The organism is Pseudomonas wayambapalatensis (genome assembly GCF_049942315.1).
Taxonomy (GTDB): domain Bacteria; phylum Pseudomonadota; class Gammaproteobacteria; order Pseudomonadales; family Pseudomonadaceae; genus Aquipseudomonas; species Aquipseudomonas wayambapalatensis.
Genome location: NZ_JBNFMU010000036.1, coordinates 1 through 11,883, shown reverse-complemented (window position 1 = coordinate 11,883; position 11,883 = coordinate 1). Strand labels below are relative to the sequence as shown.

The 11,883-nt window shown below is 66.6% G+C and carries 5 protein-coding genes; 4 read left to right on the top strand and 1 reads right to left on the bottom strand.

Annotated elements, in window-relative coordinates:
- Positions 1-168: 168 nt before the first annotated feature.
- Positions 169-1,761, bottom strand: coding sequence for an argininosuccinate lyase (locus ACPZMI_RS00845; protein WP_426351482.1), 1,593 nt, complete (start codon positions 1,759-1,761; stop codon positions 169-171).
- Positions 1,762-2,048: 287 nt separating this feature from the next.
- Between ACPZMI_RS00845 and ACPZMI_RS00840 the strand changes: the two genes are divergently transcribed.
- From ACPZMI_RS00840 to ACPZMI_RS00825, 4 genes are read left to right on the top strand one after another with little or no spacing between them, the layout of a single operon-like run.
- The gene (locus ACPZMI_RS00840; protein ID WP_426351481.1) at positions 2,049-3,065 is read left to right on the top strand and encodes an alpha/beta fold hydrolase; all 1,017 of its coding nucleotides are present in this window, start codon (positions 2,049-2,051) and stop codon (positions 3,063-3,065) included.
- 41 nt (positions 3,066-3,106) lie between these two features.
- A complete protein-coding gene (locus ACPZMI_RS00835) occupies positions 3,107-6,139 on the top strand; it encodes a porin (protein WP_426351480.1) in 3,033 nt (1,010 codons plus the stop codon).
- Positions 6,140-6,149: 10 nt separating this feature from the next.
- Positions 6,150-9,983 carry a beta strand repeat-containing protein gene (locus ACPZMI_RS00830; RefSeq protein ID WP_426351479.1) on the top strand — a complete coding sequence of 1,278 codons (3,834 nt, stop codon included), beginning with the start codon at positions 6,150-6,152 and terminating at the stop codon, positions 9,981-9,983.
- A gap of 8 nt (positions 9,984-9,991) precedes the next feature.
- A complete protein-coding gene (locus tag ACPZMI_RS00825) occupies positions 9,992-11,833 on the top strand; it encodes a peptide transporter (protein ID WP_426351478.1) in 1,842 nt (613 codons plus the stop codon).
- Positions 11,834-11,883 lie beyond the last annotated feature (50 nt).

The window sequence follows — 11,883 nt, the reverse complement described above, 5'->3', positions numbered from 1 at the left end:
GCCTCGGGGGCCTGCGCGGCGCGAGCCTGGATCAGACCGTGCAAGCTACACCGTAGCGCCTGATTTTACGGCCGCTTCGCGCCCGATCGCGGGACCAGCCCGCTCCCACAGGAATTGGGCTGGGCTTTGAATTTTGAGCAAGACAGTTGCCACACGATTGCGACGCCGTTACTGCCCAGCGAGCTTGTCGAAGGCCTTGTCCAACGCCGCATCGGCATCCACCAGCTTCTGCCGGTGCAGCTTCATCCAGTCCTGGTCCGCCGCCAGGCGCTTGCCCGCTTCCATCAGCATGCGTCGCACTTCGTTCGGCTGCGGCCCGCCAGTGCCCTGGCGGCTCTCGACCATCGCCCGTGGCGAAAGGCTGGCGCGGAACGCAGCCTCGCTCAGCGGCAACTGATCATCCTGCCATTTGTACTTCTTCGCGGCCTGGGTGTAGAGCGCCTGGGCATCGGCGTAGGCGAAGTCCTTGGGCAGCGTGCCCTCGGCGCGGGCCTTTTCGACGATCAGCGAGGCGAAGCTGTGGCCGATGCGGAACGGCACGTGGTGCTGACGCTCCAGAGTGTCGGCCAGCTCCATCGACGTGGTCCAGTCGGCGTCCAGCTCTTCTTCGGCGCGGGCAGCGTTGATCTGCAGGGCATCGAGCACCAGGTCCATGCGCTCGAACATCTCGTTGGCCGACTTGAACAGCCCCAGGTCGTCGAACGCGGCTTTGTAGTCGGTCATGCCGGTGGTGACGTTATGTGCCCGCACAGTGGTGGCGTTGGCCAGCCCGACCACATCGGAGGCCGACTCGCGGGTGCGCATCAGCAGGCCCGGGTTACGCTTCTGCGGCATGGCGCTGCTGGTGTAGGTCGAGCCCTCGTCGAGCAGCAGCCACGGGCGGGTCTGGTGGTACTGCGTGTGGATGTCGCCAATGATCGCGCCCACACGAATGGCCGACGACGACGCGATGCTGGCAGCCTCCAGCGGAATGTCGTAGGTCGAGACCTGGCTGGCATCCAGCGAGTTCTCGCGCAGGCCATCGAAGCCCAAGAGCGTGGCCAGGCGCTCGCGGTTGAGCGGGTAGCCGGAGTTGGCCAGCACCGCGGTGCCCATCGGGCTCAGGTTCAGGCGTGCATAGAGGTCATGGATGCGCTGGGCATCGCGCTGGAACGAAGCCTCGTACGCCAGCAGGTAGTGGGCGTAGCTGATCGGCATGGCCTGCACGCCGTTGGTGTAGGCCGGCACCAGAGTGTCGACGTTGACCGAGGCCAGCTTGAGCAGGCGCTGGCGGGTGGCGTTCAGGGCATCGCTGTAGTCCAGCACTTCGGCGCGCAGCGAGGCCAGGCGATAGGTGGCGTACATGTCCTGGCGGCTGCGCCCGGAGTGGATCAGCGAAGCCTGCGGGCCAATCTTGTCGATCATCACCTGCTCGAGCTGCAACACATCGCTGGGGCGCTTGCCGTCGGGCTGCTTGGCCTGGTCGATGGCATAGCGCACGCCGCCGGCAATCACCTTGCCCTGGTCGGCAGGCACGATGCCCTGCTCGGTGAGCATGACGATGGACGCCTTGTTGATGCGGTTGAGCCAGTCGAACTGGCTTTCCTGCTGGCCGCCCTTGAGCGCGGACTTGTCCACGCTGGCGCCGATCTTGCGCGCCTGTTCGGCGCATTCGGCGGTGGTCTTGCACGGCAGGTCGGCGGTGTTGGCGGCTTGGGCCGTGGCAGCGGCGAACAAGGCGTAGGCGATGGCCAGGTAGAGCGGGGTCTTTCTTGTTGTCATGGTTTCGGGTCCGCGAATGTGTCGCTCAGGAGGGGCGAACATGGCGGGATGCTAGCGGCGGTGCTTGAAGATTAAAAATATATTAAAAATATCCAACCAATATCTCTCTAGTATGGAAGTCGGCAACGACAACTTGATACTTTCAAAATATCAAGACACTCGATTCAAGATATTTTATCTCGGCAAAAACCGCTGCTAGGATCGGCGCCATAACTCCAATCAAACCGGCCGATCCCCATACACTGCCACGGGATACGACCGGCACCGCACTCTTACGAGGTGGTTACATGCGGCATCACGTTCTGCGCACCCTCGCCCGTTCCCTGCTGCTCCTGGCCGCCAGCCTGCTGGCCGTCCAGGCCGTCGCCGCCCCCCAGACCTTGCGCCTGGGCGACACGGCCCCCTACAACTTCGTCGCCTTCGCCAACAACGACCTGAACACTGCCAGCCTGCCCGTACAGCGCGCCGTGGTGCTGCTGCATGGTGTGCGCCGCAACGCCGACGACTATTACGACAGCGGCGAAAAGCTGCTGGCAAACGCAGGCTTCAGCGCCAGCGACACCCTGCTGCTGGCCCCCAACTTCCTCACCCCCAGCGACCGCCGTGCCGGCGATGACATGCCGCTGTGGCCCAAGGACAAGTGGATGCACGGCACCGAGTCGCAGAGCGGGCGCGCCGGTATCGCCGGATTCACCGTGCTCGACGATCTGCTCGCCTACCTCGGCAACCGCCAGCATTTCCCTGCACTGAAGGAAATCGTGCTCATCGGCCACTCAGCCGGTGGCCAGTTGATGCAGCGCTACACCCTGCTCGGCGACGGCGACCAACATCTGCGCGCCAGTGGCATCCAGGTGCGCTACGTGGTGTCCAGCCCCTCGTCCTACCTCTACCTGGACGACAACCGCCTGCAGGACGGCGCCTTCAAGCCCGTGCTCACGGTCATGTGCCCCAGCTACAACCAGTACCGCTATGGGCTGGAGCGGGCTCCGGCGTACTTCACCCGCCAGGGCCTGAACGCTACCCAGGTGTTCCAGCGCTATGCCGCACGCAACCTGACCTACATGGTCGGCGAGCTCGACAACAAGCCTGACGACCGGGTCATGGACCGCGCCTGTGGCGCTGCCATGCAGGGCGATACCCGTGTCGAGCGCCAGCTCAACTACCTGCGCTACGAAGCCTTCCTCGCGCAGAAGTGGCACACACCTATCGACCACCTGCAATTCCAGGTGAGCAAAGTCGGCCATAACGCCGCCCGCCTGTTCGCCGCGAAAAGCGTTGCCAGGACCCTGTTCCCGACCCGCTGACGCCGTTCGCACTTCCTACAAAAACAACAAAAGAATCTGCCATGACCCGGACTTATCTCGCCGCCTCCGTGCGCCGGGCGTTGCACCCGCGCGCCCTGACGTTACTCACCGCCGCCGTGCTCGCCGGCCAGGCCCAGGGTGAAACCCTGCCCAGTGCCGGCTCCCTGTTCGACACCAACCGCGACAGCTTGCGCCCGGCGCAGCGCAGCCAGCAGCCCCAAGGCAGCGTGCGCATCGAGGCCGAGGACGACCAGCGCCAGGCCCAAGGCAGTAATTCGGCGGCCCCCTCGTTCAGCTTCAAGGTCACGGCCTTCAAGCTCAGCGGCAACCGCGAGATCAGCGAATCGCGCCTGCAGCAGGAATTGCAGAACGACCTCGGCCGCGAGCTCGACCTCGCCGGCCTGCGCGCCGCCGCCGACCGCATTACCGCGCTGTACCGCAGCCGCGGTTATCTGGTGGCCCGCGCCTACCTGCCGCCGCAGGAAATCGAAGGCGGCGTGGTCACCCTTGAGGTGCGTGAGGGCAAGGTCGGCACGGTGCGCACCGAGCCGGGCCCGGGTGTGCGCCTGAATGCCGGCATGCAGCAGCGTTTCGTCGACGCCCTGCCCAGCGGCAGCGTGATCCGCGAGCAGGACATGGAGCGCGTGCTGCTGCGCCTGTCCGATATCGCCGGAGTGTCCGTGCGCGCAGTGCTGCAGCCCTCGCGCCAGCCCGGCGCCGCCGACATCGTGCTGAAGTTGAGCGAGATGACTGCCTGGACCGGCCGGGTCAGTTTCGACAACTACGGCAACTACTACACCGGCAGCAACCGGATGAGCACCAACGTCAGCCTCAACGACGCCTTCGGCTTCGGCGAGAGCCTGTATTTCAACAACCAGGCGAGCTTCGAGGGCCTGGATATCAAGGGCGTGGGCATGCGCCTGCCACTGGGCGCCAGCGGCATCAGCGTCGGCGCCAGCTACGCCGAGATGGACTACAGCATCGGCAAGGGTCTGAAGACCGCCAACGCCAGCGGCAGCGCCCAGGTGTCGTCGCTGTTCGCCGATGCCTCGCTGCTGCGCAGCCGCGACGCCAACATCGGCCTGAACCTGGCCCAGGAACACCGTTACTTCGACGACGCCGCTGGCGCCTTCGAGGTGCGCAAGACTGCCGTGTTCCGCGGCCTGACCCTGTACGGCGACTGGCGCGACGGCTGGGCCGGCAGCAACCGCTGGAGCCTGGGCTACGGCATCGGCCGCCTGGACAAGAACACCCCGCTCGACGCAGCCCTCGACGCGCTGACCGCCGAGGCCGCCGGCACCTACCGCAAGGGCACCCTGTCGTTCAGCCGCCTGCAGGCGCTCGGCGGCGGTTACTCGCTGTATGCCGCCATCAGTGGCCAGTGGGCCAACAAGAACCTCGACAGCTCGGAGAAATTCACCCTCGGCGGCCCCAACGGCGTGCGCGCCTATGGGGTCGGCGAAGCGGCCGGTGACGAAGGCCTGCTCGGCCGGGTCGAGCTGCGCAAATACCTGGGCAACATCAACGGCGCCATCGCCGAAGGTGCGCTGTTCGCCGATGCGGGGCGGGTGAAAGTGAACAAGAAGCCCTGGGACGACAGCGAGAACAGCCTCAGCCGCCACGGCTACGGGGTGGGCCTGAACATCTATCACCGCGACCTGGTGATGAACGCCAGCCTGGCCTTCTCCAATGGCGACGACCCCACCAGCGACGAGCGCGACGCCAAGCGTTTCTGGCTCTCGGTCAGCGGTTCGCCGCAGGCCTTCGCGGGCCTGGCCAAGGACCTCGGCACCCGCGAGGACTTTCGCGACAAGAACACCGAGCTGACTCTCTACGGCTCGCTGGGCCTGGTGCCCGAATACGTCGACCGCCGCGACTCGACCCGCGCCGCCCCCGCCGACCAGAGCAAGCTGGCCACGCCCAACGGGCGCAACATGAACAGCTACCTGCGCGCCCGCGACAACGTCTCGTACGTCGGCGCCCACGCGGGTATCCCGATCAACGACACCTCGCGTTTCCTGTGGCAGCTCGAGTACGGCATCTCGGTCAACTACACCCTCTCGGGCGACGAGACCGCGCCCAAGTCGATCTCGCCCAACACCCGCCTGCGCAACTCCGCCGTGGCCTTCGACGACGACCGCTACGGCACCTTGCTCTACGGGGTCTGGGACATGCCGCTCAAGGAGAGCACCACCAGCCTCGACCCGTTCAACGGCAAGACTGCCGGCGCCTACTACAACATCATCGGTTCGCCCGGCTTCAACGTCAGCATGGCCAGCAACGTCAACGGCCCGGCCAGCCGCGCCGACAGCAGCGAAAGCTCCGATGCCGCGTTCAACCGGCGCCAGTCCGGCATGGTCGCCTGGTGGTCGCCGGAGTGGAACGGCCTGACCCTGAAGCTCGCGTACTCCAATAACGGCACCCGCGCCGCCGAAGACGTCGACAACGGCTACATCTATGGCGGCAGCCTGACCTACCAGAACGGTGGCTTCACCGCCGTGGCGGCCGCCGAACGCCATGTCGACTACTTCGGCATCGCCAGCCTTGGCCGCAACTCGCGTGGGGTCGGCAGCAACACCCACGTCACCGACGGCACCTCGTCCAACGACTACAGCTACCGTCTGGGCCTGGGCTACCAGATCGGCGATACCCAGCTGTCGCTGGTGGCCGACGAACTGCACTACTCCGAGGACGGCGTGGTGAACAACAGCCTCAACGTCAGCGACCTGTCCGACTACAAGCGCCGCGCCTACATGCTCGGCGTCAGCCACCGCCTCGGCGCTTGGCGCCTGCGCGCCAGCTACGCCCGCGCCCTGGCCGGCGATTGCAAGATGATCTCGGCCGCCGGTTACCAGTGCGACACCAGTGGCATGGGAGCACGCCAGTACGCCCTGGGCGTGGGCTATCGCCTGAGCCGCAACAGCGAGATCTTCGCCCACTACGTGCTGCTGAAGAACGAGTCGCTGGCCAACTACAACTTCGCCGTGGTCGGCGCCTTTGCTGCCAGCGGCTACTCGCCGGGCGTGGGCACCACGATCAACGCCATCGGCACCGGTTTCAACTATTCGTTCTGAGGAGACGACCATGCACGCCACCCTTCCCCGTCGTCCCCAACGACCGACACTCAAACCCCTGGCCCTGGCGGTACTCTGCGCGGTACACGGGCTGATGCCGCTGCAGGCCATGGCGCTGGACGCAGGCGCCCTGCCGACGAACGGCCAGATCACCTCCGGCAGCGGGGCCATCAGCCAGGCCGGCAATGTGCTGGACGTGACCCAGAACAGCCAGCAGATGATCGCCACCTGGGAGCGCTTCAACATCGGCAAGGACGCCCAGGTCAACTTCCACCAGCCCAACGCCTCGGCGGTGGCGCTGAACCGGGTGACCGCCAGCGACGCCTCGCAGATCCTCGGCCAGCTCAACGCCAACGGCCAGGTGTACCTGATCAACCCCGGCGGCGTGCTGTTCGGCAACGGTGCGTCGGTCAACGTCGGCGGCCTGGTCGCCAGTACCCTGGATATCAACGACGACGACTTCAAGGCCGGGCGCCTGCGCTTTCAGGGTGACGGCCAGCGCGGCGCGGTGATCAACCAGGGCACCCTGCGCGCCGCCGACGGTGGCAGCGTTGCCCTGCTCGGTGGCGAGGTGCGCAACGAAGGCGCAGTGGTCGCGCGGATGGGCTCGGTGGTGCTCGGTGGCGGCGAGAAGATCACGCTGGACTACAACGGCGACGGCCTGATCAACCTGCAGGTCGATGAAGCGGCGGTCGGTGCCAGCGTCGCCAACCGCGGTCTTTTGCAAGCCGATGGCGGCACCGTGCTGATGAGCGCACGCACCAGCGATGCGATGGTCGGCAGCGTGGTCAACAACGAAGGTGTGATCGAGGTGCGCAGCCTGCAGCAGCGCAACGGCCGGATCGTCCTGGATGGCGGCGACAACGGTGTGGTCGCCAACAGCGGGGTGATCGACGCCTCCGGCCGTGGTGCAGGCGAGCATGGCGGCAACGTGACCCTGGCCGGCGAATACGTCGGCCTGTTCGAGCAAGGCCGCATCGATGCCTCCGGCAGCACTGGCGGCGGCACCGTGCTGCTGGGCGGCGACTACCAGGGCAGCGGCCCGCTGCACCAGGCCACGGCAACGTACATGGGCAAGGATGCGCGCATCGAGGCCAACGCACTGGGCGACGGCGACGGTGGCAAGGTGATCCTCTGGTCGCGTGACAGCACCCGCTTCGAAGGGGTGATCAGCGCCACGGGGGCCGGCGCCGGCAAAGGTGGCCTGGTCGAGACCTCCGGCAACGCGCTGGACATCACCGGCCTGGTCAACCTGGCCGCAGCGTCGGGCCAGGGCGGCACCTGGCTGCTCGATCCGTTCAACATCAACATCACCAGCGGTGCCAGCAATGGCACCTCCAGCAGCAGCCCGTTCACCCCCAACGCCGGGCGCAGTTCCAACCTCAGCTCGGCGACGCTCAACGCTTCGCTCAGCGAAGGCGCCAATATCATCGTGCAGACCTCTTCCGGGGCAGGCACCTCCGGTGACATCAACGTGCTGGACAACGTCAAGGCCCGGGGCAATGCCAGCCTGACGCTGATCGCCCACCGCAACGTCAACATGAACGGCACCAGCATCAGCAACGCCGACGGCAAATCGCTGAACGTCTCGATGCTGTCGAATTTCAACAACAGCGGCAACGGCTCCATCGCCCTGAACAACGCCACCATCAACACCAACGGCGGCAAGCTCACCCTCGGCAGCGCAGCCGACCCGGTCAACGGCTACGCCAGCACCAACGTCAGCAACGGCACGGGCGTGGCCATCAGCAACGGTACGCGGATCACCACCAACGGCGGCGACATCAGCATCCGTGGCGCCACTTCGAGCACCCTGGCATCAGGCTCCAGCGCCACGGCAGTGAACATCTCCGGCAGCACCCTGGATGCTGGTGGCGGCAATATCGACATCATTGCCCGCCAGGCCAGCACCAGCGGCACAGGCGATGCCTTCATCCTCACCGGCGGCAGCAACCTGCTCACCGACGGCGCAGGCTCGATCGTCATCAGCGCCGACAACCTCGGCGGCGGCAACGGCGCGCGGGTGTTCAGCACCAGCAACAACATCGCCGCCCGCGGCGTGGGCAATGTCACCTTGAGCGGCAATGCCGTTTCAGGGTTCGGCGTGCTGGTCTGCTCCACCGCCGCAGGCTCCACGCAGAATCTTGCGGTGGGCAGCGGTACGCTCACGGTCAAGGGCAGCAGCGCCAGCAACCGCGGCCTGTATGTGGCCGCCTCCGGCACCGGGGCGGTCAACCTGCGCGGCGATAACGGCGGGCGCATCGTGCTGGGCGGCGACAGCGGCGGCAGCTATGGCACCGCCCTCAATGTCACCGGCGCCAGCGCCTCGATCAACCTGACCAGTGCCGGCGACATCAACGTCGAAGGCAACACCACAGGCGGCAACACCCCGGCCCTGGCGCTGATCGCGGCGGGCAACGGCAACGCCAACGCACCGGGCTCACGCATCAACATCGCCAGCAGCGCCGGCGATGTGCGGCTCAAGGCCGACAACGCGGTGATCAACACCGGCTCCGGTTCGTTCCGCGCACTCTACCTGGATGCCAGCGGCGACTACTCGAACATCCGCGTCAACAGCGCCAGCGGCAACCTGGTGCTGGAAGGCACCAGCGCCTCGGGGCGCGGCGTGGACATCGCCCCCTCCGGCCGTGGCGCCGCCATCGACCTGGGCAGCGACAGCGGCGATGTGCTGATCAGCGGCACCAGCAGCAACAGCTGGGGTGGCTACGGCCTCTTCCTCAACTCCACCGGCAGCTCGCGCGGCGTGGCCATCACCAGCGGCACCGGCAACATCACCCTGCGTGGCGACTCGGTCGGCACCTCCGACGCCATCGCCCTGGGCGGCAGCGGCACCGCCTCGACCAACCGCATCAGTTCCAACGGCGGCAACATCCTGCTCGACGGCCACTTCCACTCGCCCAACAACGACGAACTGGACCACGGCATCGCCCTGCTCAGCGTCACCAACGTCATCCAGACCACCGGCTCCGGCAACATCAGCCTGGTCGGTCGCGCCACCGCTGCAGGCGATGCCATCGACTTCTACAGCAGTGGCATCAACCGCCTGAGCGTCGAGAACGGCACCCTCAGCCTCGACGGTAGCGCGGTCGCCGCCCATGGCATCAGCATGCTCACCGGACAGACCGACCTGCGCGCTACCGGCAGCGGCTCGATCAGCCTCCAGGGCTATTCGCAGCAAGCCAACGGCATCCACTTCTACCCCTCGAGCGCCAGCAGCTCAGTCACCATCGCCACCCAGGATGGCGCCATCAGCCTGAACGGGCGCAGCGACGGTGGTGCCAATGGCAACGGCGTGTTCCTGCGCACCGGGCCCAACGGCGTGGTCATCCGCTCGGCCGGCGGCGATATCAACCTGAGCGGCACCGGCAGCAACGGCGCCACCGGCATCACCTTCAACGGCTCGGGCACTGGCGCCAACAGCCTGATCAGCACCGGCCAGGGCAACCTGACCGTCACCGCCCGCAGCGACAGTGGCACGGCGCTGAACTTCGCCAGCGGCAGCAACCTGCTGCAGGTCGACGAAGGCGTGCTGCTGATCGACGCCGACAGCCAAAGCGGGGCCTACGTCGTTCACGGCAGCGACAGCACCACGCTCACGGCCAACGGCGGCGCGGTGGTGCAGCGCCTGGGCGGGCGGGTCAACGCCACGCTGCTCGAGCGCAGCAGCGCCGATGTGCGTGGCTACCAGCAAAAAGAGATGGCTTACGCCAACTGGAGCCAGGTGCTCTACCCTGACTACCGGCAAACGCCGTTGCAGCCGCAGCTCGACCAGATCCACCTGGACCTGGCCCTGCTCGGCGACGACACGCTCGTGCAAGACTGAGGCCCGTGATGAACCAGACCCCATTCGCCCTGGAACACTTCGAGCAGCTCTGCTACACGCGCCAGCACGAGGAGGCGGCGCGCGAGCTGGTGCGCCTGCTGCTGATCATCGACCGCCACTACGGCAAGCTGTCCGGGCAGTTCAGGCTGTCGGTGTCGCCGGCCGTGCCGGAGGACGAGCTCGAAGCCCACGTGCTGACGCGCCTGACCTGCGCGATCAGCGCGCTGTTCAGCGACCCGCAGTTCCAGATCAGCCCCGGTGGCTTCGACCAGCTGATCAACTTCCAGCGCTGGCTGTCGGCGCTGTTCGCCGCCAGCGCTTTCATCAACGCCGACCACATCCTGCGCACCCTCAACCTGCACGGCCAGGACAGCCAGCGCTTCGAGGTGGCGCCGGAGCAACTGGTGAAGTTCTGCATCCTCTACTCACCGGAGTCGCAGTTGCCGCTGGATGTGGAGCTGCTGTGGACGCAGAACCCGCAACTGGCGATGGCGCTGTTCATGGCCCTGCTGTCGCCGCGTTTTCTCGGCACGCCTGCGGCGCACTCCAAGCGCGAGGCGCTGCTGGCCTGGCTGCCCGAGCGGCTGGACAGCCTCGACAGCCTCGATCAGTTGCCGCTGGCGATCATCCACGACGTGTACATGCACTGCAGCTACGCCGACCTGCCGCAGCGCCACCGCATCAAGCGTTCGATCTGCCGCCTGATCGAGCGCAAGCTGGACGCCGAAGGCATCGTCTCGCTGCCTGCGCCCACCAGCACACGCCAGGGCAAGCCGCGCATGCTGGTGGTGCTGGAATGGTTTTCCGGCGCGCATTCGATCTACCGCACCCACTCGCGCACCCTGGAGGCAGCCCGCGCGCATTTCGAGCTGTGGGCGGTCGGCTATGCCAGCAATGTCGATGAGCTGGGGCGCAAGGTGTTCGACCGCTTCATCGAGCTCAAGGCCCCGGACGACCTGCTCGCCTGCGTGCGCCAGGTGCGCGCCCTCGCCGACGAGATGCGCCCGCAGGTGCTGTACATGCCCAGTGTCGGCATGTTCCCGCTCACCCTGTTCGTCGCCAACCTGCGCCTGGCGCCGTTGCAGGTGGCGGCGCTCGGGCACCCGGCGACCACCGGCTCGCGGCATGTGGACTACATCAGTGTCGAGGAGGACTTCGTCGGCGACCCGGCGTGCTTCAGCGAGCGTCTGCTGCTGCTGCCCAGCGACGGCCAGCCGTACCGGCCCTCGGCGATCGAGGTCAGGCTCGGTGCCCGCGAACGCCTCGACAGCCCCGAGGTGGCCATTGCCGTGGCGGCCACCACCATGAAGCTCAACCCGAAGTTTCTCCAGGCCTGCCAGCAGATCGTCGAGCGCAGCCGCGAGCGCCATGGCCGCCGCGTGCGCCTGCACTTTCTCATCGGCCAGGCGCAGGGGTTGCTCTATCCGCAATTGCAGCGCCTGATTCGCCGCTATGTCCCGGATGCCGTGGTGCACCCGCACCAGCCTTATGCGCAGTACCTTGACACCTTCGACCGCTGCGACCTGTTCCTCAGCCCGTTTCCGTTCGGCAACACCAACGGCATCATCGACGCCTTCACCTTGGGATTGCCAGGGGTATGCAAGACCGGGCCGGAGGTGTTCGAGCATATCGACGAGGGGTTGTTCAGGCGGGCGGGGTTGCCTGGGTGGACCATTGCCGCGACGGTGGAGCAGTACATCGAGGCGGCGGTGCGTATGGTGAGCGAACCGGCGCAGCGGGGGGCGCTGTATGCGCACCTGGGGAGCGGGAAGCCGTTGCAGCGGTTGTTCGAAGGGAGGCCGGAGATTTTTGCCGAGCATTTGCTGGCGTTGCTGGCGTGTCGTAGCTGAGTGTTGTGGTGGCCTGACCGGCCCTTTCGCGGGCAAGCCCGCTCCTACAG

Excerpts from the sequence above, each read along its gene's own strand:
- ACPZMI_RS00845 (WP_426351482.1), bottom strand. The coding sequence starts at position 1,761 with ATGACAACAAGAAAGACCCCGCTCTACCTGGCCATCGCCTACGCCTTG.
- ACPZMI_RS00840 (WP_426351481.1), top strand. The coding sequence starts at position 2,049 with ATGCGGCATCACGTTCTGCGCACCCTCGCCCGTTCCCTGCTGCTCCTG.
- ACPZMI_RS00835 (WP_426351480.1), top strand. The coding sequence starts at position 3,107 with ATGACCCGGACTTATCTCGCCGCCTCCGTGCGCCGGGCGTTGCACCCG.
- ACPZMI_RS00830 (WP_426351479.1), top strand. The coding sequence starts at position 6,150 with ATGCACGCCACCCTTCCCCGTCGTCCCCAACGACCGACACTCAAACCC.
- ACPZMI_RS00825 (WP_426351478.1), top strand. The coding sequence starts at position 9,992 with ATGAACCAGACCCCATTCGCCCTGGAACACTTCGAGCAGCTCTGCTAC.